Source organism: Shewanella sp. FeAMO (assembly GCF_053653955.1).
Genome location: NZ_CM132201.1, coordinates 1,062,968 through 1,089,519 on the forward strand (window position 1 = coordinate 1,062,968; position 26,552 = coordinate 1,089,519).

Below are 26,552 nucleotides of genomic sequence, written 5' to 3' on the forward strand. Positions count from 1 at the left end.
GATCACTCTGGATGGGTGTTTTTTTCCCTTATACTGCCGCCATTCATTTGCTGCTGAGCCACGCCATGCAGATAGGTTGCTATTGGTTTGATGCCGATACCGGCACGCTCAAACATACTGGATCCGGGATGAGCTGGACACTGTCTGAAACAGAGCAGTGTGTGCTGAATATTTTGTTGGCTCACAGGGGGCAGGTGGTATCCAGAATGCAACTGCTGCAGGAGGCCGCCATTCCCGCCAATCAAGGGCATTTATTGGAGCAGGCGGTGGCCAGGATCCGCCAATACCTGGGACCCGAGCACAGCGACCTCTTGGAATCCGTAGACAGGCAAGGTTTTTTGCTGCATAGCAAGACTCGAGGCCGCAGGCCCATCTCTTTGTCCCCCAAGGGACAAACGCCCTGGCGTCACTATTGTTGGATGTTACTGCTGAGCGCACTGGCATTGGTTTTTTTGTCATCCAGGGTTGGGCCACTGCGCTATCTGGAAACGCCGGATGAGGTGATTAAACTCGTACACCCTTCGGGCAGTACTACCTTTTTGCGTCTCTACGGCGAACCCAAAGCATTGGCCGCATTGAAAGATTTGACTCAAGGCATTGAAGACTGGCTGGCACGCTGCCCCGATAGTTGGCGCACCATTTCCATCTCCCTCAGCGATGACAACAAGGTGTTGAGTATGGTGGTCAAGGGAGAAGGCGACCAAGGCGAGTACCTCAAGGCTTATAAGTTGACCATGGCCCAGATGAACGCCTGCGCCCCCGAATATACCTGGCTGAGGGAGGCACTGCGCTGTGACTGAATCGACTCTGCGGCGGTGGTTACGCCAAAACCGGATCTGGATACTGCTGCTGTTATTACTGCTGTTGTTTGCTGCCGGCATTCTCTGGGGCGATACCCTGATTTCCAAACGTCTTAGCCCTAATTTCAACTGTGAAGCGAGTTTGATCCGTCCCGGCATGGCAGTGGATCAGGCCAACACTGAAAAGCTCAGGCTCAGGATAGCCACAGAAAATGGTCATGTCAGACTGCGGGTGAGCTATCGTCACGACTCTGAGCCTTGGGCCAGCATCGAACTGACAGGGCTCATCAAAGGGATTGAGCCTGGCTCCCTGAGCTATTTGATAAGCCTAGAGCAGCGACAGGAAAAGCTGCAAGTGGATGAAGCAGAGTTACCCCCATATCTACTGACGATGCGGGACAGTATCAATAAGGTGTTGGCTCAGTCAGGCAAACTGGATCTCAGACTGCATGTACTTGAGATGGATATTCTGGCCGACTATGCACTTATCCAGGTGACGCCTGGAGATCACCTCTGGGCCTGTCGTATGAGTGAGTTTGAGGAGGATAAGGCCCAAGAGCCGCTGCTCTCCCTGATCAGCGGCTTATTTGATGGGGCAGTTTTCGGGGGTTAGTTCGCACCTTCCCCTGTGGTGGGAGAGTAGAGTGTCAGCTCATTGCTGATCTCTGTGCCAAACACCTCTATGGCCACCTTATAACGGCTGACGGCACCGCTGGTGGCATTGGCATCCCAATCCAGTCCAGATGGACTGAAGCTGTAGCTGCCGGCACTGTCCAGAGCCTGCAGCGGTTCAGCGCACTCGGTCGCCGGATCGCAGCTGTAACCATAGGTCACATGCCAGCGTTTCCAGGCCTTGGGCTTGGTGGAAGCCTGCTCTTCTGCCGGATAACCAAAGTAGGTGATCTGGTACTTGGCGGCATTGGTGAGCGCCTTGCCTTCGGCGTTTTGCAGGGCAAAGGTGACCTGGCCTGAGTCGGGATCGAAGCTATTGAGGGTCAACTCAATACTGCTTGCCTCGGCAATATCCTGGCTGGGTTTCTCGACCGGCGGCGGAGGGGTGATCTCGCCACCGCCATTACTGTTGTCATCATCGCTGCCACAGCCTCCCAAGAGCAGGGCCGAGCCGAGCAGCAGGCTCAGATAGCTGATTTTCATCGGATAATCCTCAGTTAAAGTGCCCGGTATGACAGGTGGTACATTCCATATCTGTCTTGACGCTGGCGGCTGGCCCCATGGTGCTGCTGGAGCCATGACAGCTTTGGCAACTCTGGGCTTCGGTGCTGGGTTTGCTCTCCGGCAGGGCGGCCAAGTCTTCGCCCTTGTGGGCTCGGTTCAGGAGTTCCACCAGATGATAGGCAATGGAGGCCGATAAACGATAGCAGCGTTCGCCTTTTTCGGAGAAGGTCTTGCCTGAGGCCTTGGACCAGTTACTGATGGAGGAGTGGCACAGCACGCTGTTGGCAACCGAGGACTTGACCACCAGGGCGGTCTTTTCGGCGGTGGAGCCAATACCGGCAACGAACTCATCGCTGGACAAAGGCAGTTCGGTATTCTCGTAGTAGCGGAACAGGGCGCCGATGACGGCGGCATTTTGGCCATTGATGTCATCGAGAATATTGACCAGCATACCTACCGCATTGAGGTTACCGCAAAGCGTGCCCTGGCCGGTGACCCCGGCAAAACCATAACCGGCCAGCGCCGTTGGAATAGTGGCAAACTTATCGGCATCGACACTGGCGGACTGCGCCAGCATGGTCACAGTAGCGTGAAATACCTGATGCATACAGCCACCGCCGGTTTCATAAGCGAGTTTGGCGGTCGCCATGGGATCCAATGGGGCATATTTGAGTTTTTCCCCCAGTTCCAGGCGGTAGTTTCCTGACTCATCCGTGGCTGCAAAGGCACAAGTGGCCGTGAGGCCGGCTCCGGCTGCTGCGGCGCTAATTCCAATGATCTGGCCGAGGGCCTGACGTCTGTTAATGCTCATATTTATCACCCTTTGTTGTCTTTGTTTTTCCCGACCTGGTCGGTTGTCTTCAGCTTTAGGGGGATGCCTGATGAAGGTTGTGATTCAGCGCGCATGAATCCTGAGTTGGCCGAAAACGGATTTTTGACATGCAAAGACGATTGACGGCTTGCGTCTTGATACCCATTGAGGATTAGCATTTGATGTGGGTCACTTTATTTGTTGCATTCATGTTGATTAATGGCGTCTTCATGGCTTTTTCCCTCAGTCTTCAGTGGCTTCAATCCTGGGTACTGGTTCACAAAATGCCACTTGCTTCCCTCTTGGTCGGCGCCTCGCCTGAGTTGGATCACTTTTTAAACTTTTTCCTGTGTCAGGGTTAAGAGGATCACAGTAGTGATTAGATTTCTTGCATAGACTCATAACCATATAAAACAGGAGGAATATAATGCAGATAGGCGACTGCTGGTTTGATGAGGCCAGTGGTGAGTTACAACACAGGGGCCGGGGGGATAGCTGGCATCTTCCCCGGGCGGAGTTACAGGTACTGAAACTCCTGCTCGCCAATCAGGGGCGTTTGGTTTCCCGTATCGAGTTGCGCGCCGGTGATGACAATCATCCCCCTTTGAGCGATTCGTCCGTAGCCCGTGCTGTCTGTATGTTGCGTGCCTTTCTGGGGCCCGAATATGAGTCTTTGATTGAAACGGTCAAGGGGCAGGGGTATCTACTGCGCTCATCTGTGGCCCGTAAACCTGCAGGAGTGCTGGAGTCCAGGTTGAATGCCGGTCCCAAACAACTGCTGGTGGGCCTGGTGCTGATATTCATGCTCGGCCTCAGTCTCTTTTATCTGTATCGCTTGCCCAGAGTGGCGCCCACCATTCCGCTGAACAAGCAGGAATTGACCTTGCTTTCGGGTCAGAGAATGGAGCTGTTTTTCTATTCCAACTCCCGCACCAACAACCAGTTGTTGACCGAGCAGGGGAAGGTGTTGGCCTCGGCATTGGCCCAGTGCAAGAGCAGCCCCTGGCGCAAGTTATATGTGTCGCTGTCCCATGATAAGCAGGTACTTAACCTCACCTTGAGAGGCGAGTATCTGGGACAATCCGTGGTGCGTAATCTCAAGATCAGCGATGGCCGTCAGGTGAAGGCATTTGTGAGCGTACCTTGGCTCAAGGAGGTTGATCTCTGTGGCTAGACGTTGGCTTTGGATGATAAATCTGCTGATCCTGATCTTTCTGCTCGGCTGTTTGCTGGTGATCTATCGTTTCAGCCAGACAGCGCCCGCTTTGGCGCTTAACTGCAGCTCCGAGCTCTACGACCGGCAGTTGAACGAGGGCGAAGATGCGCAGCACTACCTGCTGCTGGATCTGCAGACCAAAGGCAAGCGAGCCCTGGTCAACTATCGCTACTTCAACATGGATGGCACCCCCGCCGGCAGTATCTTGATGCAGGGGCAACTGGCTTCGGAAGAGGCCGGCCGTTATCAAATTCTGGTCACGGACAAACAGGAACTCTCCGGCAAGGGTGCAAGGCCCGCCCACATGCAATACCTCTCCTATATTTCCAGTTTCAACCTCAGCAACGAAGGCCTGCATCATTTGGCACTGGAGATCCTCGATGCCGATGAAGCCAAAGACTATGCTATTGTGTTATTCCAACCGAGCAACACAGTATGTGGTTGTCGCCTGATCCATTGACGGCTGAATTTTTGCTGACGATTTCACCATTTCCACTCAGTTAACGCCGGTGCGCTATCCCATTCCCGTGTTGCTTGGGCTATAGTCAGGATCTTTCATCAATTCATTGATAGTGTTCCATTATTGTGTCCAAGCTACGTATCAAGCAGGAAGAAAATCTATCCATCAAGTTCAGCCATCTGATGGATGTCGGGGAGCAGCGTAAGCTGGATCTCTACTTTTCCCTGCCCAAGGAGATGGGCATAGGGCCGCAGAGCCTGAATGAAGAGGAATACTACTTCAGCGCCATTCTCGGTCGGCGTTCCTACTACTCGGATGGCCTGCATCTGCCCTTGGTGCAATCCAGGTTTGTGAGTCAGAAGAAGCGTACCGTCGAGGAGTTTCGCCTCTATCTGAATCTGTTTGCCTACCAGTTTGTGGTGGCGATGGAGAACGATGCCAAAGAGATTTCGCGGCAATCCGAGCCGGAAAACTTCTATCCCTTGCTGGAGGAGTTAACCGAGCAGACAGCTATTTTGCTGAAGAAGTTTCGCCGCAACGAACCGGCCGATGCCAAATGGAAGCACTATTTCGAGAATGCCGATAACTATCTATCCTGGTTTTGTGAGCAGCAACTGCTGAAGCTGCTGGCCCATGGCCCCAGAAACAGCGACTTCAGCCATATCTCGGACAAGGTGATCACCCTCTGCCGGGTGGAGAATAACTATCGGGCGGAGCGGCACTACAATTCGGCGCAGACCCTGCAGGATCCCAACCGCATTGCCAACAAGATGTTGCTGCTCAGAAGGCTTATTCAGCAAGGGGTGGTACTCAAAGAGGAAATCAAACCTCTGGGCACAGGGCTCAAGAAGCTGACCACAGGATTGGCTACGGCCCTGGTAATGTTGGTGGTGTCGGCGCTGATCATCAAGGCCCAGGGGGTATTCAGCGGTGTGACCCTGGTATTGGTGCTGGTACTGGCGCTGATTTACGGTGCGCGGGAGATCTTTAAAGACGATGTACGCAATGCCCTTTGGCGTTATATCCAGCGGGGACGACCGCGCTGGAGCCGGATATTGAGAGACACCACCAACCAAAAGTTCATTGCCAAGCAGCTGGTTTGGCTTGAATTTATGCGCAGCCAGGATCTTCCCAAAGATGTCAAAGAGATCCTCAGGCGGCGCCACAGCCAAAATAAGGTCGATGCCGAAATTCTTCACTATGGCATTCAGACCAAGGTGGCAGATACCGAGTTTCTTTCCGGTTACAACACGTTGCAGGAACAGGTGGTGTTCAGCTTAGTACCCTTTGCCCGCTATCTGGAGCGCGGCAAGGCCAAAATTTACACCGAAACCGATGGCAGGATCAGCAATGAGTCGGTGGAGCGGCGTTATCAGATAAACCTGGTGGCTGTGCTCAAAGAGGGCAAGCAGGCGCCGCGCTATGCCAGATACAAGATCACCATGAACCGTTCACAGATAGTGGATGTCAGCCCCAGTGATATTCCGGATTCACTGCCGGGAATTGAGGACCTGCCCTATGATTCAGAGGTCAAGGCCAGTGGAGAGTCCAGACGCAGCAAGGAAGAGCGCGCCGAATCCAAGACTATGGCGGAAGAGGAACATCAGGCTAATCTGGCGGCCGTGACTCAGGCCGCCGATCTTCTGTCTGAGCTGCAACCCGGCGGGAAGGAAGATAAAACCATCTCCTCCCGGGCAAGCGAGCCTAAAAACGGTGAAGGCAGTCAACCCTGACGGCCTTCACCGTGAAACTGCTCAGGAACGTCCCACAGAGGAAAAGGCCAATCCCAGCCCCAGGCTGACCAAAACGCCGCCTATGGCGCGTTCAACCCAGTGGCGACAACGGGCCACGGAGCGACGGGCAGCTTGCGAGGAAAACAATAAAGCCACCAATGAAAACCACACCAGGTGGGCGGCTGACATAAAGGCGCCATAACCTATTTGGGTCAGAGTGCTGGTCTGGGGATCGATAACCTGGGTAAAGAGTGCTACCACAAACAATGTCGTCTTGGGATTGAGGGCATTGGTCAGAAACCCACTCTTGAGTGCCGCCCAATCGGAAATCACTTCCTGGGTCTGCAATTCAGATGCTTCAACCGCCTTGCTTCTGAGCATGGTGATGCCGAGATAGATCAGATAAGCCGCACCGGCAAACTTGATCAGGCTGAACAGCCACAGTGACTGGGAGATCAGCAGTCCGATACCGGCAATGGAGTAGAGCACATGTACCCATACGCCCAGTGATATACCGGCACCCGTCATCAGACCGGCCCGGCGTCCGAGTACCATACTATTGCGGGATACCATGGCAAAATCAGCCCCAGGGCTGATAACGGCCAACATAGTGATACTGGCGACGGCGAAGAGTTCTAGCATGATGTCTCCTGAAACGAGTGATGAGTATGGTTGCCTATTTCCCGGGGGGATTGGGGGCAGGGCCAACAAGCCGCTTAGTTTAGCAATAAACCAATCAGGAATCGCACTAAAGATTATGTGGCTTGTTCAGCGTTGAAGTGACGCTTTGAGCGCGGCGATTTGTGCACGGCTGAGCTCTCTAAACTCCCCTTCAGCAAGCCTATCAAGTGTTAACTCCATTATCCGGGTACGGCAGAGATCTGTGACTCTGTAGCCCAAATGCCGACACATACGGCGAATTTGCCGCTTCTTGCCCTGAGTCAGAATGATTTCAAAACTGTTTGCCGAAATTGGCGTGACTTGTGATGCCCGCACCTGACCATACCCGTAATCCATTGGGTTTCTCAAGGCATGGATAAACGCGTCAGTAAATGCCCGCTCCAGAGTGACCCGGTAGTGTTTGCTGTGGCAAAAATCCGGATGCATCAGTTGCTGGGTCAGCTCGCCGTCGTTGCTGAGCAGTAATAGGCCGCGGGAGTCTTTATCCAGCCTTCCGGCCGGATACAGGCGTTTATCCTGGGGCAATAAATGCGATAGGCTGCTCGGGTCATCCTTGAGCAGGCGGCAATCTATCCCGACGGGTTTATTGAATAGCAGATAAGCGTAAGGTGCCGGGGCGGCGACGGGCTCGCCCAGATAAAACAACTTCTCAAGACAATGGCGCTGCCCGGCGGCGAGGGTGACTCTGTCTGTGTGTTTGGCTGGCCTGTCACCCAGAAAAATCTCTCCGGCTTCGATGCGTCTGGCGGCTTCGCGTCTTGAGCACAGACCGGATTGCGCCAGATAGTGGGCAAGGCGCATTGTGGCTTGTCGGGTTGTTTTTGGCGCTGTCGCGTCAGCCCTATACGGTTTTTCAGTCATCAGTCGTTGAGCGGCTGCGACCAGTGCCACAGTCGATATACGGTGGCCGACAGGCTGAGACCGGCAAACACAGTGGCAATGGAATGCAACCACATAAACCATACCGAAGGGCAGAGGGTTTGCACCGAACAAGAGGCATAGTTCATCGATGGCCATTGCAACTGGGATAACAGGCCGATGGCAGACATTATCCCCAGAAGGCTGAACAGGCACAGCGGCAGGTTACAGAGCGCTCTGTGGGAGACAAAGCAATAGCAGCAAAGGGTGAACATTACCAAGGTACTGGCAATAAAGAAGATAGCAGCCAGCTGGTGGGCAAAGAGTTCATTATAGGGGAAGACCCCCAGCGCCACTATCCCCAAGCCAACCGCTATGCCTGATCTTGACAACAAGCCGGCTGCCGCGCTGTGCTTTTGCCACCAGAGGCCACCCATGGCCAAGATGAAGCAGGCGCCGCCGAGTAGCAGCGAGATATTGTAGACATAGGCCAGCGGCGAGCTCAAGTAGTCGCCCAGTCTGTCCATGCGCATGCTGAAAATGGCGCTGCCCAAGTTGTCATAGGCGGCCCAGAAGGAGGAGGCCATGCCCAGTGCCGCTATGCTGACGCCCACCAGAGACATCATAAATGCCAGGCGCTGCGGATCTTGCTTATGGTATTGCTCGTACAGGGGCATGGAATGGCTCGTTTGAATACCTGCATTCAATAATAGTCGCCAAATGACGGCGACAAAAAAACCGGTCGCAGGGACCGGTTTGGTTATTGCGCCCGCTAGTTTAACTGCGGGGACGCAGTATCACAATCACCACGGCAACCAAGGCCAGGATCATGCAGTACCAGGTGTTGGCAACGGCTTCCAGGGGAGAGATCTTGAAGTGGGAAGCTATCAGCAATGCCTGGGCACCGTAGGGAATAAGCCCCTGAATGATACAGGCGAAAATATCCAGAATACTGGCGGCGCGTTTCGGGGCAACCCCATGTTTGGCTGCCAGATCTTTGGCGATATCGCCGCTGACCACAATAGAGACGGTATTGTTGGCCACACAGGAGTTGGTCAAAGCCACTATCCCCGCCATCCCCAGCTCGGCGGCGCGACAGGAGGCTTCACCCTTGGCGCGGGAGAAACGGGCTATCAGCTTCTCTATCTGCTGGCTGACAAAGCTCAGGCCACCTTGCTGCTGCATCAGGGCCGCCAGGCCACCAACCAGCATGGAGAGGATAAAGATCTCCTGCATATTGCCAAAGCCTTTGTAGATATCCTTACCGAAGGTCAGCAGCGAGTAATCTTGAGTGACAAACCCTGTTATCCCGGCCAGCAAAATGCCGATGGCCAGTACCACAAACACGTTCAGCCCGGCGACGGCCAGCACCAGAATACTCAAGTAAGGTAATACCTTAACAAAGTCGACCTCCTGTGGTGGCAGTTCGGCTTGACCGGAAGAGAGGAAACCGAACAGCAACAGGGTCACAATCGCCGCCGGAATGGCAAAGATCAGGTTTTCACGGAACTTGTCTCTCATTTCGCAGCCCTGGGTGCGGGTCGCGGCAATAGTGGTATCCGAGATAATAGACAGGTTGTCACCAAACAGGGCGCCTGACATCACAGAGCCCGCCATCAGTGGCAGTTCAATCCCTGCCTGATCGGCAACCCCGAGGGCGATAGGAGCCACGGCGGCAATCGTGCCCATGGAGGTGCCCATGGCGGTGGCGATAAAGGCGGCGATAATGAAAAAGCCGGGCAGCAGCAGATTGGCCGGGATCAGCTTAAGCCCCAAGGCAACTGTGGCATCAACCCCACCAGTGGCACTGGCCACGGCGGCAAAAGCACCGGCCAGTAGATAGATTAGGCACATGGCGATGATGTTGTTGTGGCCTATCCCCGCCATAAAGGTGTTCATGGTCTGGTTGAGCTTTTGCTTGGACAGCAAAATGGCCAGTACAATCGCCGGTAATATCGCTATCGGGCTCGGCAACTGATAGAAGGCAAAGTCTACCCCTTGGCTTTGGAAATAGACCCCGGCACCGATAAACAGCGCCAGAAACAGAAACAATGGCAGTAGTGCCACAAATGAGGCCGGAGCTTTAACGGCCGGAGAAGTGTTGTTCTGGGTCAAAATCTACTCTCTGTGAATCACGTTCGGCCGGGGATTCCCTCCGCAGCAGCCAAACTCGCTGAATTGCATTGTCTTAACGGCATCATCTCCTGACAAATTAGGCGAAAGAATAGGGGATAGCCAGTCGTCTGTCAATTTGGACGTCTGGATGTTTTTACTTCTACGTCGATTTTGTGCACTAAGCACGACTCAGGGAAAACTGCTTGAAAAAAATTTAGACATCTGGATGTCTGTTTGCTAGCTTGATATCAAACTTAAAACTGCATTACTCGTCATCAAGGAGCGCGAGATGAAACTGGAATCCCTGGCGTTGCACCATGGTTATGAATCGGAAGCCACCACCAAGTCGGCGGCGGTGCCCATCTATCAGACGACGTCCTATACCTTCGACGATACTCAACACGGCGCCGATCTGTTTGACCTCAAGGTGCCCGGCAATATTTACAGTCGCATCATGAACCCCACCAACGCCGTGCTCGAAGCCAGAATGGCGGCCATCGAAGGCGGCATTGGCGCGCTGGCGCTGGCCTCTGGAATGGCGGCCATCACCTATGCGCTGCAGGCGCTGACGGAAGTGGGCGACAACATAGTCAGCAGCAGCCAGCTCTACGGCGGCACCTATAACCTGTTCGCCCATACTCTGCCGCGCCAGGGGGTTGAGGTGCGCATGGCGTCGTTCGATGACTTCGATACCTTGGAGTCGCTTATTGATGAACGCACCAAGGCGGTGTTTTGTGAATCCATAGGTAACCCCGCCGGCAATATTGTCGATATCGCGCGTCTGGCAGAAATTGCCCATAAACATGGTGTGCCCTTGGTGGTGGATAACACAGTGGCGACCCCTGTGCTGTGCCGTCCCTTCGAACATGGCGCCGATATTGTTGTCCACTCGCTCACCAAGTATGTCGGTGGCCACGGTACTACAGTGGGCGGGGTGATCATCGATTCGGGCAAGTTTGACTGGGTCGCCAATAAACACAGATTTGCGGTGCTCAATCAGCCGGACCCCTCCTACCATGGGGTGGTGTATACCGAAGCCTTCGGCGCGGCGGCTTATATCGGCCGTTGCCGGGTGGTGCCTCTGCGTAATACCGGCGCGGCTCTATCACCACACAGCGCCTTTTTACTGCTGCAGGGGCTGGAGACCTTGAGCCTGAGGATGGAGCGCCACTGCAGTAATGCCGAGGCGCTGGCAAGTTACCTGCAGTCCCACCCGCTGGTTAACTGGGTCAATTATGGCGCCCTGGCAGACAGCCCTTATAAGGCCAATTGCGACAAAATCACCTCGGGTAAGGCGTCCGGCATTATCAGCTTTGGTATCAAGGGGGGCAAAGAGGCCGGCGGGCGCTTTATCGATGCGCTGCAGATGATCTTGCGTCTGGTGAATATAGGCGATGCCAAGTCACTGGCCTGTCACCCTGCCACCACGACCCACAGGCAGCTCAACGCCGAGGAGTTGGCTCGCGCCGGGGTGAGTGAAGATCTGCTCCGGATCTCTGTGGGAATTGAGCATATAGACGACATCATCAGCGATGTGGCCCAGGCGCTGGAAGCCTCCCAGGCTTGATGACATCATCAAAAAGCCCCCTCAAGCGGGGCTAATACTTATCTGGCGTCCAGCTCGGACTTCAATGCACGTATTTCAGCCTCTTTGGCGCTGATCTTGGCGGCTGTTTTAGCCTCTTCTTCGGCCAGTTCTCGCTGATATTTGGCGACCTTATCGACTTTGCCCTTGCGCTCGGCCTCGGCGATATCTGCCTTCAGTTCGGCGCGCTCTTCGGCCAGCTCTTCACGTAACTCGCGAATATCATCCTGCTTGTCACGGATCTTGTTTGCCAATTCATCGCGTGAATCTTGCTGTTTTTTGATTTCACCGGCCTCAGTGCAGTGGGCACGGACTTCGGCCAGCGCCGTTTCCAGCCCCCGTACTCTGTGGCTGTTGTTATGCTCTTTGGCATAAGAGATCTGCTTTTCGATTTCGGCTTCTTTTTTGGCGCAATGACCACCGGCCAGGGCGGGGAGCGAAAACAGAGCCAGGGAAAATAGGGCTATGTGGGTCAGTTTCATAAATCACCAAGGATGGAGTAAGAGGCCGCCATTCTAGCAAAACCTTCAATCTATAGCTGTCAGACCTATCCCAAAGGCGCCCGCAGGCGCCTTTGAGTTGGTTTATTGTGACAGCCGGGCTCTGGACTTCTGGTAGAAGTAAGCCACCCCGAGCAGCAAGGCACCAATCAGCATAAAGACGATGATCTTTTGCAGCAGATCGGCGGCGGCCATATCCAGCAGCAATACCTTGAGGCAACTGATGGCAAACAGGCCTGCGGCCAGTTTGAGCATAATCTGGCAGCCGGGACGCAGGCTGAGGAACATCAGCCAGCAGCCGTGGGACACCATGAGCACAGTGCTTAAGGTGGCATCGAATCCGGTTGGCATCTGGTAGGCCAGTGGCAGATAGGCCAGCAGCAACAGGGCATGCCAGGCGATAAACACCATATTGGTCGGCAACTGCTGACGATAGCGTCTCATGGCCAATGGCCGTTTACGGATAAACAGCGCCAGCAAGGCCAGGTTGCAAGCTTGTGCCAGCGCCATCAGCCAAGGTTCAGAGGGTCGGGTCAGGACATCGAGCTGCAAATATTGCAGGCTGTCGAGCCAGGTAATCCAGGGCAGCAGCAAGGCGATAAAGAAGCTGGCAAAGGCAAAGGGGTAACCCGGGCGCAGGGCCTTGAGCGGTTTGCGGCTGAGCAGGATAAAAAAGTAGCCGCTTAGCACCACACTGCTAAGTGCCAGAGTGTGGCTGAACAAGACCTCCAGGCTGTGGCTGACCACCGCCAGCAGCAGGGCGCCATAGAAGGGTGACAACTGCCAGCCGAGTCGGCAGGGGCCTTGCCAGAGCCTTGGCAAGGATGGATAGCGCCACAGCAGCAGACCGGAATAGATACTGCCCAGCAGCAGTGCGATAAGTCCAGGCCATTGTCCTGCAAGGCAAGCAAAAGCGGTTTGGGCTATAGCCAGCACCAGTAGTACATCCGCTTCGCGTTTCAGTATCGGCTGCCTGAACTTGCGGGCCAATACTAAGCTGACAAAGCAGGATAACCACAAGGCCGGGGCCAGCCAATCTTCAAAGCGAAGGACGATTTTGGGCAGCCACAGCAGTGGCAAGAGCACCAGGCAGGCCAGGCGAGTGTACCAGGCCAAACGCCTAAGTTCGCCCTTGGGATGGAAGCGCCGGTATGCATACCAGGCCAGTAACAGACAGAGGAACAGCTCTACCCTGGCGATTTGCGCATACAGCGGCTGAGCGCGGAAACTCAGGCTATGCGCATCCACGGCGGCGAAGATGACCTGAGCCGCCAGCGGTAACAACAAGGTCCAGGCCAAGGCCTCGCTGACCCTGAGTTGTTGCCTGCGTGCGAGTAGCAGCAAGGTCAGACTCAATCCGGGAATTATCACCAGGAAGTAGCTTTCACTTATCAGCCAGGCGCTAACCAGGGCTAAAGACACCAGCAGCACGTTGGCAAGCTCGCGTCCCAGCTGCAGCAGTTGTTGCTCCCAGCGGCTGAGCTCGGGCTGTTTGCCCAGCAGTTGGTTAAAGCCAAACAGCGTAAGCGTGCTTAGCCCCCAAGCCAGCAGCGGCAGTGACAAGAGCGCCGGCGCTTCATTGATCATATCGCCAAGGGCCAACAGGTTGATGACCAGTCCAAGAGCCAGCAGGGTGATGGCCTCGATTCGCAGCGAGGCTTGCTGCTCACGGCAACCTAGCCACATCAACAGCAAGGCTTCGAGCAGTAACACCAGCCCCAGCAGCTCACCACTGAGCAGGCTGAGCGCGGCAAAACCGAGACAGGCACCGGTCGCCAGCCACAATAGCGTCTGCAGCTGTTTGTCTTGTTTAAGCCAGAGCGACAGGCCGATAAGCACGGCGGCGTTGGCCAGTAGCAGCTCGCCGGCATGGGGGCTGAACTGACTCAGGCTATAGACCAAAAAGGCCAGCAATGCCGCCGGCAGAGCCAGCAGTCTGTGGCTGAGGCCTTCCCGGCCAAACAGCCAAAGGCTGCCAAGGCCATAACCATAGAAGAGGCCATGCAGGGAGATGAGCGCCAGAACTCCCACTATCCCTTGCCCTTGCAGCGGCAGCTCGACAAAGAAACTCAGGCTCTCGATACAGGCGATGTGCAGTATGGCTGTCGTTTCCAGCAGCACAGGCCAACGTATCTTGTGACTCAAGAGTAAAGAGCAGCCACCAATCAGCAGCAGGAAGGGTAGATACATCAAAGGCGCCTGACTGCCGGAAAGCAGCATCAGTGGTGCCAGGGAGCCACCCAGCAAGGCGACTATGCTGATGACTCTGGCTTCCAGTTTCAGCGCCAGACTGTAACCGGCCACAGTGATAAGTAACAGCAGCAGATAGCTGACGCCATCCGGTACCAGCTCGAAGTAGGGACCGACAAAATAGGCACACAGATAGTTGATAATCAGCCCAAGGCCCACCAGACCCGAGCCGAAATCAGCCATCGCTCGTTGCCGTTTGCGGATAAAGGCCCCCAAAGCCAGAATGCCATTGGCGCAGACAAAGCCAGTCAAGGCCTTTCCTGTGTCCGACAGCCAGTGGTTCATGGAATACTGCAGCAGATAACCAAAGCCCAGAGTCATGGCGATGATCCCTGCCAGGGTCATCATAAATACCGGGCCCTGACCTTTGGCTTGATAGTGCTGATAAAAATCTTTGGCTTGTGCGAAGAGTCCCAGCAGGGGGCTCAGCATAGCGGCAAAAAAAGCGGCCACAGCCTGATCAAACTTACGCCCCCAGTTGGGAGTCTGCTGCCCTCGACCCTCTTGTGTTTGGGGCGATACTCTTTGGGCGGCGGAGGATTTCGAATCAGTGGGTCTCGAAGCGGAAGATTTCGAAGCGAAGGGTTTCGCTGCGGAGGGCTTCGACGCAGTTTGCGCTTTGGCTGTAACTGGCGTTGCTGCCATCTCTGCCCTTGCCGGCTTGGTGTGCTCGATAGGCTGAATATCTGCCCTACGCTGCCAGGCGTCCTGGCGCTGGGTCTGTGACTCCGAGGATAAGTCGGCTACTGGCTCGGCCTGAGGCTCATTGGGGCCAGGCATCGCTGACGGCTCGGCAACCTTGGGCGCCAAAGGCTTAGCTTGCTCTTCGGCAAGCTGATTGACGGCCGCAAACAGCGCCTCGATTCTTTGTTCTATCGCGTCGAGGCGGATATCTGTCCTGATTTCCAGGTTAGTCTCTTTGAGTTTGAGATCTTCAAGCTCGCGCCTGAGATGTTGGAGTTCTTCCGTTAACTGCATGCTGCTTTCCTGATGCTAATCGCATTTGCGTAGGCTGCGGGCATTTTAAACGCGCGGCTCTGTCCTGACCAGCGATCGGCTCAGGTTTTGGGAAATTTCCGCTACCCATTTATCGTATTTGTCATGGGAAGATGAGAGAAAACTGAACAGCAGGCAGAGGCCTCTCGCGTCTTGCCGGTGGCATAGGTACAATGAGCGGCATGCAAACTCGCCCAACGTGGGGTGAGCGGACTCACTGCAGAAGGATGGCCTTAATGCACGTACATATTCTGGGGATCTGTGGCACTTTTATGGGGGGCTTGGCGCTGCTGGCTCGCGCCATGGGACATAAGGTCACCGGCTCCGATGCCAATGTTTACCCACCCATGAGTACCCAGCTTGAGCAGCAGGGGATAGACCTTATTCAGGGGTTTGACCCGTCACAGCTGGCTCCCGAGCCGGATCTCGTGGTGATAGGCAATGCCATGAGCCGCGGCAACCCCTGTGTGGAAGCCGTACTCAACCGCGGCCTGAAATACACCTCGGGTCCGCAGTTTCTGCATGACCATATATTGCCTGAACGTTGGGTATTGGCCGTTTCCGGTACCCATGGCAAAACCTCTACCGCCAGCATGTTGGCCTGGATCCTCGAAGCCTGCGGCTATCAACCTGGCTTTTTGATTGGTGGGGTGCCGCAGAATTTTGGCATTTCGGCCAGGTTGGGCGAGTCGCCCTTCTTTGTGGTCGAGGCCGACGAATATGACAGCGCTTTCTTCGACAAGCGCTCCAAGTTTGTGCATTACCAGCCAAGAACCTTGGTGATCAACAACCTGGAGTTCGACCATGCCGACATCTTCGACGATCTCAAGGCGATACAGAAGCAGTTTCACCATCTGCTCAGAATCGTGCCGGGGGATGGCCGGGTGATCTGGCCGCAAGACAGCCAGGCGGTTGCCGGCGTGATAGCCAAGGGCTGCTGGAGTGAGCAGGAAACCTTGAGCCATGAAGCGGGCCAGGGGGACTGGAGCGCCAGGATGTTGGCAGACGATGGTCACGAATTTGAGCTATTTTTCCGCGGTGAATCCCAGGGCGTTTTGAGCTGGGGCCTGATTGGGCGTCACAACATAGACAACGCCACTATGGCGATAGCCGCGGCGCGTCATGTCGGGGTCTTGCCGGTAGATGCGCTCAAGGCGCTGGCAGACTTTACCCCGCCCAAGCGCCGTCTCGAGTTGCTGGGCAGCGTAGACGGGGTCAGCGTTTATGACGACTTTGCCCATCACCCAACGGCAATCGCCACTACTCTTCAGGGGATGCGCGCCAAGGTGGGCCAGGGCAAAATCACTGTCGTGCTCGAGCCCCGCTCCAACACCATGAAGCAAGGGGTGCATAAAGACACACTGGCCAACTCCATGGCCCTGGCCGATGAGGCCGTGTTGTATCAGGCGGATAATATCGATTGGGATATTGCCGCGACCATGGAGGCGGCGCCGCTGCCGGTGCAGGTTTTGCACGACATAGATGAGATAGTGGCCAAGGTCAGTGGTGAAGCCAAGCCCGGCGATACCGTGCTGATCATGAGCAATGGCGGCTTTGGCGGCCTGCATCAAAAGTTGCTCCAGGCCCTTAAAGCCAGAAGTGGCGAGGTCAAAGCGTGAAATATCAGCAGATTAAGAGTATCAGCCTCGCTTGGACCGGCGCCTCCGGGGCGCCCTATGGGCTGAGGCTGCTAGAGTGCTTGCTCAAGGCCGAGTTTCGGGTTTTTCTGATGGTGTCCAGCGCCGCTCGGGTGGTGCTGGCAACGGAACATGGGCTCAAACTCAGCAGCGCACCGGACAAGGCCACAGAGCAGCTCAGAAAACTGTTTCCCGAAGGCGGTGAGCTGAGGGTGCTCGGTAAGGATGAGTGGTTCTCTCCGCCGGCGTCCGGCTCGGCGGCGCCTAAGCAGATGGTGATCTGTCCCTGCTCAACCGGCACTTTGGCCGCGGTGGCCACCGGCATGAGTAACAGCCTGCTGGAGCGGGCCGCCGATGTGGTGCTCAAGGAGCGCGGTCAGTTGTTGTTGGTGCCCAGAGAGACGCCTTTCAACGCCATTCATCTCGAACATATGTTGAAACTCAGCCAACTGGGCGCCATCATAATGCCGGCCGCCCCCGGCTTTTATCATCATCCCAAATCCATTGAAGATCTGATAGACTTCATGGTCGCCCGGATCCTGGATCATCTGGGTGTCGAACATGCATTAACGGATCGCTGGGGTTATGACAAACCCAAAGACAGTGAGATCGACAATTGAGAGTGATATGAAACACACCACCGAAGTGATGATCTCGGCAGAAGAGATCAACCAGAAACTGGATGAATTAGCCGAGCGCATCAATGCGCATTATGCCAATGCCGACAAGTTGCTGATGGTCGGCCTGCTCAAGGGCTCAGTGGTCTTTATGGCCGATCTCTGCCGTCGGATTAAGGGCCATGTAGAGATCGACTTTATGTCTGTTTCCAGCTATGGCAATGCCATGACCAGCTCCAGAGACGTGAAGATACTCAAAGATGTTCAGTCGGAAATCGCCGATCGTGATGTGTTGATCGTCGAAGATCTGATTGACTCGGGCAACACGCTCAACAAGGTACGCGAAATGCTGCTGCTGCGTGAGCCAAAGAGCCTGACTCTCTGTACTCTGCTGGACAAGCCGGACCGCCGCGAAGTCGACGTACCGGTAGACTTTGTCGGTTTTACTATTCCTGATGAATTCGTGGTCGGTTATGGTATCGACTACGCCGAGCAGTACCGCAACCTGCCTTATATCGCCAAGGTGATCCCGCAGGAGTAAGCAAGCTGTGATTTCGGCTTTGTTTGTATAGTAAGACGGACTCCCGCCACGGCGGGAGTCTTGCTTTTTGCGTCCCGGGCCGCTGCCGATACCCCAGGTATTGGAGGCTCTTTAGGAGAAACATCTATGACGACCAAAGCTCTGGCGTTGGAGCTGGACAATCTTAAGAAGACCTATAAGGGCGGTGTCGAAGCCGTCAAAGGGATTAGCCTGAAGGTGGCTCAGGGCGACTTTTTTGCCTTGCTCGGCCCCAACGGTGCCGGTAAGTCCACCACTATCGGTATCATAAGCTCGCTGGTGCACAAGAGTGGCGGCAGTGTGCGGGTCTTTGGCCATGATCTGGATAAAGAACTGGAGCAGGCCAAATTGTGTATCGGCCTGGTGCCGCAGGAATTCAACTTCAACCAGTTCGAGACAGTGCTGCAAATCGTGGTTAACCAGGCCGGTTATTACGGTGTGCCCAGAGCCGAAGCCCACAAGCGGGCCGAGAAATACCTCAGGCAACTGGATCTCTGGGACAAGCGCAACAGCCAATCCCGGCAGCTTTCCGGCGGCATGAAGCGGCGTTTGATGATAGCCAGGGCACTGATGCACGAGCCCAAACTTTTGATCCTCGATGAGCCCACCGCCGGGGTGGATATAGAACTGCGGCGCTCCATGTGGGAGTTTCTCAAAAAAATCAACGCTGAAGGCGTCACCATTATACTGACAACCCACTATCTGGAAGAAGCGGAAATGCTCTGCCGTAACATAGGCATTATCGATAAGGGCGTGCTGGTGGAGTGCACCAGTATGAAATCCCTGCTGTCGAAACTGGATATGGAAACCTTTGTGTTGGATATCAAGCAGCCGCTTGTTGAGGTACCCAAGCTTGGCGATATTACAGTCAGGCTTACCGATCCTGCGACCCTGGAAGTGGACTTGGTGAAGTCCCACAGCCTGAACGCCGTCTTCGGTTTACTGAGCGAGCAGGGGGTTGAGGTGTTATCCATGCGTAACAAGGCCAATCGATTGGAGGAGTTGTTTGTGAAACTGGTTGAAAATGCCCAAGGAGGCAAGGCATGAGAGGTCTGTATCTGGTTGCCTTCAAGAGTATTTTAATCAAGGAAATTACCCGTTTTACCCGCATTTGGGTACAGACACTGGTACCGCCGGCGATCACCATGACACTGTATTTCCTGATCTTCGGTAATCTGGTGGGCAGTCGCATCGGTGAGATGGGCGGGGTGTCCTATATGGAGTTTATTGCCCCGGGCCTTATCATGATGTCGGTGATTACCAACTCCTATTCCAATGTGGCATCTTCCTTTTTCAGCGCCAAGTTCCAACGTAACCTGGAAGAGCTGATAGTGGCGCCCGTGCCCCACTATGTGATGATAGCCGGCTATGTCGGTGGCGGTGTCGCCCGTGGATTGCTGGTGGGCCTGATAGTGACCCTGGTGGCCATGTTCTTTGTCGATCTCAGTGTGCAGCACTTGGGATTGGTGATAGTCACAGTGTTTCTGACCTCAGTGCTGTTTGCCCTTGGCGGCCTTATCAATGCCGTGTTTGCCAAGAGCTTCGACGACATCAGCATCATCCCCACCTTTGTGTTGACGCCGCTGACTTATCTTGGCGGGGTGTTTTACTCGCTGTCGCTGCTGCCTGACTTTTGGCGTGGCGTATCGGCGCTGAACCCTGTGGTATATATGATCAACGTGTTCCGCTACGGTTTCCTGGGATTTGCCGATATGAGCGTGCCGCTGTCCATTGGCGTGATGCTGGGGTTCTGTGCGGGTCTCTGGTTGCTGGCCTATTACCTGATCTCCCGTGGGATAGGGCTGCGCAGCTGATTCAGGGCTGAGCCTCGGTTTTTTGCTGCAGCAACTGTCTGTGTTGCTGCAGCTTGGCTATCTTGTCATCATTGACGCGTTTGAGCTCATCAAAATGGGCGTTTATCTTGCCGCGTTGCTTAACAAAAGCGGGGTCTTCCCGCTCCAGTTTCTGCCAATAGCGTTGCCGCTCCTGCTTTTGTAGCTCGCTGGCCCGCAATATTTCCAGATAGCTGTTTTCCTGCTGCAGCCGATAGACTTCGGCTTCCAGTCGCTGCAATAGCTTGTCTTCTGGCAGGCTGTCGTTCTCCAAAAGGGATTGCAGCGGATCAACTCTTTCTCCCTCGGTCGTTTCCGTGGTCACGCCATACTGATATTCAATCTTGTGCTGTTTGAAGGCTTGCGGGCAGGGAAGCTGGCTGAATACTACCTTGTCCTCTTTGATGCATTTATAGACGGTACCTGCCTGAACTTGCGAAGCGAGCAGCAGTGCAGCAAAGAGCCAGAGTCTGGGCTGTCCGGGCAACATTAGGGCGGGAATCCTTTCGTTACATATCTAAAACAAGTGTAACCAATATGACTCAAACCTTTATTGAAGACCAGTTTTTGACTAAGGAAATTTTTTTGGCGACCTGGAAAAAGGTCTTCGGAAGAAAGAGGGGGGAATATTTCCCCCTCCCTAAAGAAAGGATATCAGCGTGACAGCGTCATATTGTCTATGAGGCGAGCCTTGCCAAGATAAGCGGCGGCCAGGATCACCAGCGACTTGTCATCGCTGCTCACAGGTTTGAGGCTTGAAGCCTCACGCACTTCCAGATAGTCAGGCTCAAGCCCGGCGGCGCGCAGGAGCTCCTTGGCATTGCTGATGGCCTGGTCGATATCCTGCCCCAGTACAATCGCCTCGGCCAGTTTATCCATGCTTGCCTTGAGCTTGGGCGCCAGCGCCTTTTCGGCCTCGGTGAGATAACCATTGCGCGAACTCAGTGCCAGGCCGGAATCCTCGCGAACGGTTTCTACCCCTATGACCTCGATGGGCAGCGACAGGTCGGTCACCATGGTCTTGATCACCAGAAGCTGCTGGTAGTCCTTACGGCCAAACAGGGCGATGTCAGGCTGCACTATATTGAACAGCTTGCAGACTATGGTCGCGACCCCGCGAAAGTGCCCTGGACGGCTGGCGCCGCAAAGCTCATCGGAGATCCCTGGGACTTCCACAAAGGTCTGGGCATCCAGCCCTTTGGGGTAGATAAGCTCGGGTGTTGGGGTAAACAGCAGCTCGCAGCCGGCTTCAGTCAGTTTCTGTTGATCGGCGCCCAGGGTGCGGGGATAAGCATCGAGATCCTCATTCTTGCCAAACTGCAGTGGATTGACAAAAATCGAGGCCACCACGTGATCGGCGCGGCGCGCGGCTTCGAGGATTAAACTCACATGTCCCTGGTGCAGATTGCCCATGGTAGGGACAAAGGCTACGGTTTCCCCTTTTTGGCGCCATTCCCGTACCCGGGCACGGATCTCATCTATCTTGGCTGTGGTCAGCATAATCTGGCGAATCCCCGGCTCAGTTAAAGGTGTGCTCTTCTGCGGGGAATTGTCCCTGCTGAACTTCGTCGATATAGGCCTTCACGGCCTCACGGATTTCACCTGTCTGCTTAAGGTAGTTCTTGGAAAAGCGCGGGATATAGCCGCTGGAGATCCCGAGTACATCGTGCATCACCAGAATTTGGCCATCAGTATCCTTGCCGGCCCCTATGCCGATCACCGGAATTTGCAGCGCTTCGGTTATCTGTTTTGCCAGCGAAGCCGGTACGCACTCGAGTACCAACAACTGGGCCCCGGCACCTTCCAGCGCCTTGGCCTCATCCAGGATCCGCTGGGCGTTGTCGGCATCGCGGCCCTGTACCTTGAAACCACCGAACACGTGCACCGATTGTGGCGTCAGTCCTAGGTGGGCGCAGACAGGAATGCCACGCTCGGTCAACATGGAAACCGTTTCCAGCAACCATTGGCCACCTTCAATCTTGACCATGTTGGCACCGGCCTGCATCAGCTTGGTAGCATTGGTCATCGCCTGCTCGGGAGTGGCATAACTCATGAAAGGCAGGTCGGCCATCAACAAACTGCGGCTGATGCCGCGGCGAACACAACGGGTGTGATAGGCCATCTCCTCGACACTGACCGGCAAGGTATCATCGTGACCTTGCAGAACCATTCCCAATGAGTCTCCTACCAGCAGGACGTCTACACCTTCGCTGTCAAAAGCGGCGGCAAAACTGGCGTCATAAGCGGTCAGAGCGGTAAATTTTCTACCTTCCTGCTTGAATTTACGCAGGGTCGCTGTGGTGATTTTAGACATAATGCTCTTCTTATTAACCGAGTGAAGTGGTGTTATATGCCATGCGGCTTTGGACTGCAACGATCCGGCTCAGGTTCTCAGCCTGAGGGGTGGATCAGTTGCAGCGATTGGCGCATGGCATTGGTGATCAGCGTGGCTATGCCGGTGCCGCAGGGCAACACCAGCGAAGGATTGAGCTCTTCCAGTGGAATGAGGACAAACTCGCGGCTCTTGATGCCGTAGTGGGGCACAGTGAGCCTTGGGGTCTGTATCTGCTTATTGCCGTAGAGCAACAGGTCCAGATCCAGAGTTCTAGGGCCCCAGCGCACCAGGCGTTGTCGCCCTTGCTGCAACTCGATTTCCTGCAAGGCGTCAAGGAGTTCCAGCGGCGCCAGCTCGGTCTCGAAATAGGCCACCGCGTTGATATAGTCCGGCTGAGGAACATCGCCCATGGGAACCGAACGATAGTAGGATGAAACGCGAAAGCTGTCTTGCCGCGCCAGCTGCTGCAGCGCCAGGCAAGCACTGTCAAGCTGGCGCTCGGGAGAGTCCAGGTTGGCGCCCAGCGCCACATAGACTCCGGTCATCTTACTCGGCCGCCTGTGGTTTTTCGCTTGGGCGACGAGGCTTGCGGCGCCGGCGTTGATTGGCGTTACGGTTGCGGCTGCCGTTGGACTTACTGCCGCTGCGCACCAGCTGTTGCTTCTGCTCGTCATCAGACTCGACAAACTGTTGCCACCAACTGGCCTGCTTGGCCAGATTGCCGCCTTCGGCATTGGCTCTGAGCAGCAAGAGATCGTAGGCGGCGCGGAACTTGGGATGTTCCATCAGTTTAAAGGCGCGGCCCCCTTGAGAGCGTTCAAAGCGCATCTGTAACTGCCAGATATCCCGTGCCGGAGTGCTGAAGCGGCGGGGAATGCTTACCGAGCGGCACTGTTGCTCGAGCACATCGCCCATGGCGGCAAAGAAGGCATCATAGGGGCTGAGACCGCTCTCCAAGGCGATATCCTGGGCGCGGTTTTGCAGCGGATACCAAAGGAGTGCGGCATAGAAGAAGGCCGGAGTCACAGGCTTGTCTTCACCGACGCGCACATCTGTGTTGTGCATCATTTCGCTCAGCAGTCTGGCGGCCGGGCCCTTGGGGTCGTCCCGCAGCAGGCTTTCCACCAGAGGGAAAATGGGCGCAAACAGTTGATATTCGCGCATCATCTGATAGTTGTTCAGCGCCTTACCGGCGAAGAACAGCTTGAGCACTTCTTCATACATACGCGCAGCCGGAATATCTTTCAGCAGCGGAGCCAAACTCTTGATCGGGGCAGCGGTGCGTTTTTCGATGGACATCCCAAGCTTGGTGGCAAAGCGCACGGCCCGCAGCATACGCACCGGGTCTTCCCGATAACGGGTCTCGGGATCGCCAATCAGTCGCAGGGTTCTTGCCTTAAGATCATGAATACCGCCGCCATAGCTGCGAATGGAGTAGTCGGCAATATTGTAATAGAGGGCGTTGACGGTAAAGTCGCGGCGCTCGGCGTCTTCATCTATGTCACCATAAACATTGTCGCGCAGCAGTCGTCCGGCTGAATTGACCTTGGAAATCTTCTCTTCGCTGTTGCCGTGGTGGCCGCGGAAGGTAGCCACTTCAATAACATCCCGGCCAAAGACGATATGGGCCAGGCGGAAACGACGGCCAACCAGGCGGCAGTTGCGAAACAGCTTCTTGATCTCTTCCGGAGTGGCATTGGTGACCACGTCAAAGTCTTTCGGCTCCAGTCCCAGCAGCAGATCGCGTACGCCGCCACCAACCAGATAGGCGTTAAAGCCAGACTTATGCAGGCGGTACAAAACCTTGAGCGCATTCTCGCTAATCTGTCTGCGGGAAATGCTGTGGCCATCGCGCGGGATAACCTCCAGGCTCAAACCTGTGTCTGTGTTGTCTTCTTGTTGAGCCTTGGTTGTCTGACCATCGTCAAACAACTGCTTACAAAACTGACTGATACGGCGAAAAATGGGACACCTCGGAACGTTAACGCAAAATAAGGGTTAAAAACTGGCGGCTATGATATACCAAATAGCAGGCGATGAGTATATCAGCGGCCGATGAGGATCTCTGTCTGCTTGGGAATGCTGTCTGGATCAAACTGAGCCACCGCCTGGGCCAACATCTGAGTCACATCGGCTTGGGGCGTGACAGCCGTCTGGCCGAGAAACTCGAGTGCCGCCAGCATCGCCGGTTGTGGATGGCGTTTATCCACCGGTGTGGCATGGTTTTGCTTGGAAAGCTTGAGCCCTGCCTGGGTGCTGGCCAGTGGCAGATGAAAAAAGCTCGGTTCCTGAAATCCGAATTGGCGAAACAGGCTTATCTGTCGGCAACTGGCCTCCAAGAGGTCGGCGCCGCGGACTATCTCAGTGATGCCTTGAAAGGCGTCGTCCAGTACCACCGCCAGTTGATAGGCGTACAGGCCATCGCTGCGCTTGATAATAAAGTCTTCTGCGGCGAAGGCTGGGTCGACACAGACTTTACCCAGATGGCCATCGATAAACCGGGCAACCGCCAGTTGGTTGTGAATGCGAATGGCACCTTGCTTGAGTTGCAACTCCCGGCAGCGGCCGTCGTAAACACCACCTCTTTGCTGGATCTGTTTGCGGGTGCACTGACAATAGTAGGCCTGATTGGATTCCAGTAAGGCATCAATATGTTGCTGATAGTCTTGCAGACGCCGGCTCTGGTACAGCACTTCGCCATCCCAGTGCAAGCCGAAGGCTTCCAGGGTGCGCATTATGTCATCGGCTGCGCCGCTGACTTCTCTCGGGGGGTCGATATCTTCTATTCGCAGCAACCACTGCCCTTGCTTTGAGCGGGCGCGTAGATAACTGCCGAGGGCGGCAACAAGAGAGCCGAAATGCAAAGAGCCTGAAGGCGAGGGGGCGAAACGGCCTATGTAGGAAGTGTTGTTCATCAAGGGCTGAGTGACAAAAAAACGCGGGGCCAGTGTAACACTTGGCCCCGCGCTGCGGCAGATTAGATTAACCTGCCATCTGTTTTTCTTTGATCTCTGCCAGCGTTTTGCAGTCGATACACAGATCGGCTGTCGGTCTGGCTTCCAGACGACGGATGCCGATTTCGACGCCGCAGGATTCGCAGAAACCGAAGTCATCTTCTTCAATTTTCTGCAGTGTCTTTTCGATCTTCTTGATCAGCTTACGTTCGCGGTCGCGGGCGCGCAGTTCGAGGCTGAACTCTTCTTCCTGGGCGGCACGGTCAACCGGATCCGGGAAGTTTGCAGCTTCATCCTGCATATGGGTAAGAGTGCGATCCACCTCTTGACGCAACTGATTCCTCCATGCTTCAAGAATGGTCTTGAAGTGGCTCAGTTGTTGTGAGTTCATGTACTCCTCACCGGGTTTTTCCTGGTAAGGGTCTACACCAGCGATAGCGAGTACACCAAGTTTTTTAGTGCCTTCAGGCATAACGCATCTCCTGTTTCCATTTGCGTCGTAGGGCATTCTTATGAACGGCCGCTATCTATATCAGAATCTCTCTACCTAGGCAAATATTTCGATTTACTTATTGCTAATTATTTGAATATGTCTGCTAAACCCGATTAAATCAACTTTTTATCACTTTTTGGGGCTTGTCTGACGAACAAATTCGAGCCTTGATTCCACCCAGAAGCCTTCAGGTGAAAGGCTTGTGGCATAGGCCAGTACTTCGACCCCGGCATCTATGGCTTCGTTCAATAAGTCGGCATATTTTGAATCTATATGGCGGGCCGCTGATACGGTTTTTATCCCTGTATGTTGCACTAAAAACACCAATACCCCACGTTGGCCACTTTTGACCACTGACATCAGTTCCCGCAAGTGTTTTTGACCACGGCTGGTGACAGCATCGGGAAAGTAACCATGACCCTCTTCCAAGAGTGTGGTGTTCTTCACTTCGATATAGCAATCAGCCTCTGCCCCTTCGCTGAGAAAGATATCGATACGGCTGTTTTCATCACCGTACTTCACTTCCCGCTTGAGGTTTTGGTACCCCTGCAGTTCCTTGATGACACCCGTTTGGATCCCTTCCTCTACCAGAGCGTTGGCCCGCCCTGTGTTGACACCGATCAGGTCGCCTTCAGGGGTTTGCATCAGCTCCCAGGTGTGGGCGTATTTACGCTTGGGATTGTCCGAACAGGAGAACCAAACCCGCTCGCCGGGGAACTGGCAGTTCTTCATTGAACCCGTATTGGGGCAGTGCAGGGTAATCTCAGTGCCATCATCCAGCCTGACATCGGCCAGAAAGCGTTTATACCTTTGGATCAAAATGCCGGATTGCAGTGGCGGGATAAACTCCATCCCCATCTCCCTGAAGTTGTTGAAAACCCCAAAGCCTAGCAGGCTTTACAGTTGGCAACAATTCTCATTCGGCGCGGGGCTTCAAGTGCCGG

General features: G+C 54.9%; 27 protein-coding genes. 11 read left to right on the forward strand and 16 right to left on the reverse strand.

Going from position 1 to position 26,552, the window contains the following annotated elements; genetic code table 11:
- The first annotated feature begins 11 nt into the window (after positions 1–11).
- Both ACWAU4_RS04740 and ACWAU4_RS04745 read left to right on the forward strand, forming a co-directional pair.
- Positions 12–800, forward strand: a complete 789-nt coding sequence (locus ACWAU4_RS04740) for a winged helix-turn-helix domain-containing protein (RefSeq protein WP_144135312.1) — start codon at positions 12–14, stop codon at positions 798–800.
- Positions 793–1,413, forward strand: coding sequence for a hypothetical protein (locus ACWAU4_RS04745; RefSeq protein WP_208125576.1), 621 nt, complete (start codon positions 793–795; stop codon positions 1,411–1,413). Before ACWAU4_RS04740 ends, ACWAU4_RS04745 begins: the two co-directional genes overlap by 8 nt.
- On the opposite strand, the gene ACWAU4_RS04750 is transcribed toward ACWAU4_RS04745, so the two are convergent.
- Entirely contained in the window at positions 1,410–1,955 is a 546-nt protein-coding gene (locus ACWAU4_RS04750; protein WP_144380053.1) for a hypothetical protein, read from the reverse strand. The genes ACWAU4_RS04745 and ACWAU4_RS04750 overlap by 4 nt on opposite strands.
- A gap of 10 nt (positions 1,956–1,965) precedes the next feature.
- Positions 1,966–2,787: a cytochrome c3 family protein gene (locus ACWAU4_RS04755; protein ID WP_025886951.1), complete on the reverse strand. Its 822-nt coding sequence runs from the start codon at positions 2,785–2,787 to the stop codon at positions 1,966–1,968.
- A 427-nt stretch (positions 2,788–3,214) separates the two neighbouring features.
- Here ACWAU4_RS04755 and ACWAU4_RS04760 point away from each other — a divergent pair, with 427 nt between their 5' ends.
- The 3 genes from ACWAU4_RS04760 to ACWAU4_RS04770 all read left to right on the forward strand — a co-directional run bounded on the left by ACWAU4_RS04760 (position 3,215) and on the right by ACWAU4_RS04770 (position 6,196).
- Positions 3,215–3,961, forward strand: coding sequence for a winged helix-turn-helix domain-containing protein (locus tag ACWAU4_RS04760; protein WP_028780179.1), 747 nt, complete (start codon positions 3,215–3,217; stop codon positions 3,959–3,961).
- Complete coding sequence (locus ACWAU4_RS04765; RefSeq protein ID WP_025010031.1) at positions 3,954–4,463, forward strand: hypothetical protein; 510 nt, start codon at positions 3,954–3,956, stop codon at positions 4,461–4,463. Before ACWAU4_RS04760 ends, ACWAU4_RS04765 begins: the two co-directional genes overlap by 8 nt.
- Before the next feature lie 125 nt (positions 4,464–4,588).
- On the forward strand, positions 4,589–6,196 hold the full coding sequence (locus tag ACWAU4_RS04770) for a hypothetical protein (RefSeq protein WP_234503566.1): 1,608 nt from the start codon (positions 4,589–4,591) through the stop codon (positions 6,194–6,196).
- 21 nt (positions 6,197–6,217) lie between these two features.
- On the opposite strand, the gene ACWAU4_RS04775 is transcribed toward ACWAU4_RS04770, so the two are convergent.
- The 4 genes from ACWAU4_RS04775 to ACWAU4_RS04790 all read right to left on the reverse strand — a co-directional run bounded on the left by ACWAU4_RS04775 (position 6,218) and on the right by ACWAU4_RS04790 (position 9,850).
- Positions 6,218–6,838 (reverse strand): LysE family translocator, encoded by a 621-nt coding sequence (locus ACWAU4_RS04775; RefSeq protein WP_044733813.1) that lies wholly within the window; start codon positions 6,836–6,838, stop codon positions 6,218–6,220.
- A gap of 126 nt (positions 6,839–6,964) precedes the next feature.
- The gene (locus ACWAU4_RS04780; protein ID WP_454290463.1) at positions 6,965–7,678 is read right to left on the reverse strand and encodes an RNA pseudouridine synthase; all 714 of its coding nucleotides are present in this window, start codon (positions 7,676–7,678) and stop codon (positions 6,965–6,967) included.
- Between the two features lie 59 nt (positions 7,679–7,737).
- Positions 7,738–8,412 carry a hypothetical protein gene (locus ACWAU4_RS04785; RefSeq protein ID WP_208125578.1) on the reverse strand — a complete coding sequence of 225 codons (675 nt, stop codon included), beginning with the start codon at positions 8,410–8,412 and terminating at the stop codon, positions 7,738–7,740.
- A 100-nt stretch (positions 8,413–8,512) separates the two neighbouring features.
- A complete protein-coding gene (locus ACWAU4_RS04790; RefSeq protein WP_028780176.1) occupies positions 8,513–9,850 on the reverse strand; it encodes a Na+/H+ antiporter NhaC family protein in 1,338 nt (445 codons plus the stop codon).
- 289 nt (positions 9,851–10,139) lie between these two features.
- Between ACWAU4_RS04790 and ACWAU4_RS04795 the strand changes: the two genes are divergently transcribed.
- On the forward strand, positions 10,140–11,417 hold the full coding sequence (locus ACWAU4_RS04795; protein WP_028780172.1) for an O-acetylhomoserine aminocarboxypropyltransferase/cysteine synthase family protein: 1,278 nt from the start codon (positions 10,140–10,142) through the stop codon (positions 11,415–11,417).
- A 38-nt stretch (positions 11,418–11,455) separates the two neighbouring features.
- Here the strand turns inward: ACWAU4_RS04795 and ACWAU4_RS04800 are convergent, their stop codons facing one another.
- The gene (locus tag ACWAU4_RS04800; RefSeq protein ID WP_025010040.1) at positions 11,456–11,917 is read right to left on the reverse strand and encodes a DUF1090 domain-containing protein; all 462 of its coding nucleotides are present in this window, start codon (positions 11,915–11,917) and stop codon (positions 11,456–11,458) included.
- Between the two features lie 102 nt (positions 11,918–12,019).
- Positions 12,020–15,163: a DUF2339 domain-containing protein gene (locus tag ACWAU4_RS04805; protein ID WP_208125579.1), complete on the reverse strand. Its 3,144-nt coding sequence runs from the start codon at positions 15,161–15,163 to the stop codon at positions 12,020–12,022.
- Between the two features lie 254 nt (positions 15,164–15,417).
- On the opposite strand from ACWAU4_RS04805, the gene mpl reads away from it, so the two are divergent.
- From mpl to ACWAU4_RS04830, 5 genes are all read left to right on the forward strand, one after another.
- Entirely contained in the window at positions 15,418–16,800 is a 1,383-nt protein-coding gene (gene mpl, locus ACWAU4_RS04810; protein ID WP_208125580.1) for a UDP-N-acetylmuramate:L-alanyl-gamma-D-glutamyl-meso-diaminopimelate ligase, read from the forward strand.
- The gene (locus ACWAU4_RS04815; RefSeq protein WP_025010042.1) at positions 16,797–17,438 is read left to right on the forward strand and encodes a flavin prenyltransferase UbiX; all 642 of its coding nucleotides are present in this window, start codon (positions 16,797–16,799) and stop codon (positions 17,436–17,438) included. The genes mpl and ACWAU4_RS04815 overlap by 4 nt, the downstream gene beginning before the upstream one ends.
- Positions 17,439–17,445: 7 nt before the next feature.
- Positions 17,446–17,976, forward strand: a complete 531-nt coding sequence (hpt, locus tag ACWAU4_RS04820; protein WP_025010043.1) for a hypoxanthine phosphoribosyltransferase — start codon at positions 17,446–17,448, stop codon at positions 17,974–17,976.
- A 126-nt stretch (positions 17,977–18,102) separates the two neighbouring features.
- Complete coding sequence (locus ACWAU4_RS04825) at positions 18,103–19,041, forward strand: ABC transporter ATP-binding protein (protein ID WP_208125581.1); 939 nt, start codon at positions 18,103–18,105, stop codon at positions 19,039–19,041.
- Positions 19,038–19,808: an ABC transporter permease gene (locus tag ACWAU4_RS04830; protein ID WP_025010045.1), complete on the forward strand. Its 771-nt coding sequence runs from the start codon at positions 19,038–19,040 to the stop codon at positions 19,806–19,808. Before ACWAU4_RS04825 ends, ACWAU4_RS04830 begins: the two co-directional genes overlap by 4 nt.
- A 1-nt stretch (position 19,809) precedes the next feature.
- Here the strand turns inward: ACWAU4_RS04830 and ACWAU4_RS04835 are convergent, their stop codons facing one another.
- The 8 genes from ACWAU4_RS04835 to sfsA all read right to left on the reverse strand — a co-directional run bounded on the left by ACWAU4_RS04835 (position 19,810) and on the right by sfsA (position 26,460).
- Positions 19,810–20,316 carry a DUF4124 domain-containing protein gene (locus tag ACWAU4_RS04835; RefSeq protein ID WP_454290464.1) on the reverse strand — a complete coding sequence of 169 codons (507 nt, stop codon included), beginning with the start codon at positions 20,314–20,316 and terminating at the stop codon, positions 19,810–19,812.
- 164 nt (positions 20,317–20,480) lie between these two features.
- Positions 20,481–21,326 (reverse strand): pantoate--beta-alanine ligase, encoded by an 846-nt coding sequence (gene panC, locus ACWAU4_RS04840; RefSeq protein ID WP_025010047.1) that lies wholly within the window; start codon positions 21,324–21,326, stop codon positions 20,481–20,483.
- 19 nt (positions 21,327–21,345) lie between these two features.
- Positions 21,346–22,140 (reverse strand): 3-methyl-2-oxobutanoate hydroxymethyltransferase, encoded by a 795-nt coding sequence (panB, locus tag ACWAU4_RS04845; protein ID WP_028780165.1) that lies wholly within the window; start codon positions 22,138–22,140, stop codon positions 21,346–21,348.
- 77 nt (positions 22,141–22,217) lie between these two features.
- Positions 22,218–22,706, reverse strand: coding sequence for a 2-amino-4-hydroxy-6-hydroxymethyldihydropteridine diphosphokinase (gene folK, locus ACWAU4_RS04850; protein WP_144217912.1), 489 nt, complete (start codon positions 22,704–22,706; stop codon positions 22,218–22,220).
- 1 nt (position 22,707) lies between these two features.
- Positions 22,708–24,093, reverse strand: coding sequence for a polynucleotide adenylyltransferase PcnB (gene pcnB, locus ACWAU4_RS04855; RefSeq protein WP_222943283.1), 1,386 nt, complete (start codon positions 24,091–24,093; stop codon positions 22,708–22,710).
- 113 nt (positions 24,094–24,206) lie between these two features.
- Positions 24,207–25,076 (reverse strand): tRNA glutamyl-Q(34) synthetase GluQRS, encoded by an 870-nt coding sequence (gene gluQRS / locus ACWAU4_RS04860; RefSeq protein WP_208125582.1) that lies wholly within the window; start codon positions 25,074–25,076, stop codon positions 24,207–24,209.
- A gap of 67 nt (positions 25,077–25,143) precedes the next feature.
- The gene (dksA, locus tag ACWAU4_RS04865) at positions 25,144–25,587 is read right to left on the reverse strand and encodes an RNA polymerase-binding protein DksA (RefSeq protein WP_025010051.1); all 444 of its coding nucleotides are present in this window, start codon (positions 25,585–25,587) and stop codon (positions 25,144–25,146) included.
- A 150-nt stretch (positions 25,588–25,737) separates the two neighbouring features.
- Positions 25,738–26,460 carry a DNA/RNA nuclease SfsA gene (gene sfsA / locus ACWAU4_RS04870; protein ID WP_025010052.1) on the reverse strand — a complete coding sequence of 241 codons (723 nt, stop codon included), beginning with the start codon at positions 26,458–26,460 and terminating at the stop codon, positions 25,738–25,740.
- Positions 26,461–26,552 lie beyond the last annotated feature (92 nt).

What these genes read in the sequence shown, in the direction of transcription:
- ACWAU4_RS04740 (WP_144135312.1), top strand. Translation starts at nt 12, where the DNA reads ATGGGTGTTTTTTTCCCTTATACTGCCGCCATTCATTTGCTGCTGAGC.
- ACWAU4_RS04750 (WP_144380053.1), bottom strand. Translation starts at nt 1,955, where the DNA reads ATGAAAATCAGCTATCTGAGCCTGCTGCTCGGCTCGGCCCTGCTCTTG.
- ACWAU4_RS04755 (WP_025886951.1), bottom strand. Translation starts at nt 2,787, where the DNA reads ATGAGCATTAACAGACGTCAGGCCCTCGGCCAGATCATTGGAATTAGC.
- ACWAU4_RS04760 (WP_028780179.1), top strand. Translation starts at nt 3,215, where the DNA reads ATGCAGATAGGCGACTGCTGGTTTGATGAGGCCAGTGGTGAGTTACAA.
- ACWAU4_RS04775 (WP_044733813.1), bottom strand. Translation starts at nt 6,838, where the DNA reads ATGCTAGAACTCTTCGCCGTCGCCAGTATCACTATGTTGGCCGTTATC.
- ACWAU4_RS04780 (WP_454290463.1), bottom strand. Translation starts at nt 7,678, where the DNA reads ATGCGCCTTGCCCACTATCTGGCGCAATCCGGTCTGTGCTCAAGACGC.
- ACWAU4_RS04785 (WP_208125578.1), bottom strand. Translation starts at nt 8,412, where the DNA reads ATGCCCCTGTACGAGCAATACCATAAGCAAGATCCGCAGCGCCTGGCA.
- ACWAU4_RS04795 (WP_028780172.1), top strand. Translation starts at nt 10,140, where the DNA reads ATGAAACTGGAATCCCTGGCGTTGCACCATGGTTATGAATCGGAAGCC.
- ACWAU4_RS04800 (WP_025010040.1), bottom strand. Translation starts at nt 11,917, where the DNA reads ATGAAACTGACCCACATAGCCCTATTTTCCCTGGCTCTGTTTTCGCTC.
- ACWAU4_RS04805 (WP_208125579.1), bottom strand. Translation starts at nt 15,163, where the DNA reads ATGCAGTTAACGGAAGAACTCCAACATCTCAGGCGCGAGCTTGAAGAT.
- mpl (WP_208125580.1), top strand. Translation starts at nt 15,418, where the DNA reads ATGCACGTACATATTCTGGGGATCTGTGGCACTTTTATGGGGGGCTTG.
- hpt (WP_025010043.1), top strand. Translation starts at nt 17,446, where the DNA reads ATGAAACACACCACCGAAGTGATGATCTCGGCAGAAGAGATCAACCAG.
- ACWAU4_RS04825 (WP_208125581.1), top strand. Translation starts at nt 18,103, where the DNA reads ATGACGACCAAAGCTCTGGCGTTGGAGCTGGACAATCTTAAGAAGACC.
- ACWAU4_RS04830 (WP_025010045.1), top strand. Translation starts at nt 19,038, where the DNA reads ATGAGAGGTCTGTATCTGGTTGCCTTCAAGAGTATTTTAATCAAGGAA.
- ACWAU4_RS04835 (WP_454290464.1), bottom strand. Translation starts at nt 20,316, where the DNA reads ATGTTGCCCGGACAGCCCAGACTCTGGCTCTTTGCTGCACTGCTGCTC.
- panC (WP_025010047.1), bottom strand. Translation starts at nt 21,326, where the DNA reads ATGCTGACCACAGCCAAGATAGATGAGATCCGTGCCCGGGTACGGGAA.
- panB (WP_028780165.1), bottom strand. Translation starts at nt 22,140, where the DNA reads ATGTCTAAAATCACCACAGCGACCCTGCGTAAATTCAAGCAGGAAGGT.
- folK (WP_144217912.1), bottom strand. Translation starts at nt 22,706, where the DNA reads ATGACCGGAGTCTATGTGGCGCTGGGCGCCAACCTGGACTCTCCCGAG.
- gluQRS (WP_208125582.1), bottom strand. Translation starts at nt 25,076, where the DNA reads ATGAACAACACTTCCTACATAGGCCGTTTCGCCCCCTCGCCTTCAGGC.
- dksA (WP_025010051.1), bottom strand. Translation starts at nt 25,587, where the DNA reads ATGCCTGAAGGCACTAAAAAACTTGGTGTACTCGCTATCGCTGGTGTA.
- sfsA (WP_025010052.1), bottom strand. Translation starts at nt 26,460, where the DNA reads ATGGAGTTTATCCCGCCACTGCAATCCGGCATTTTGATCCAAAGGTAT.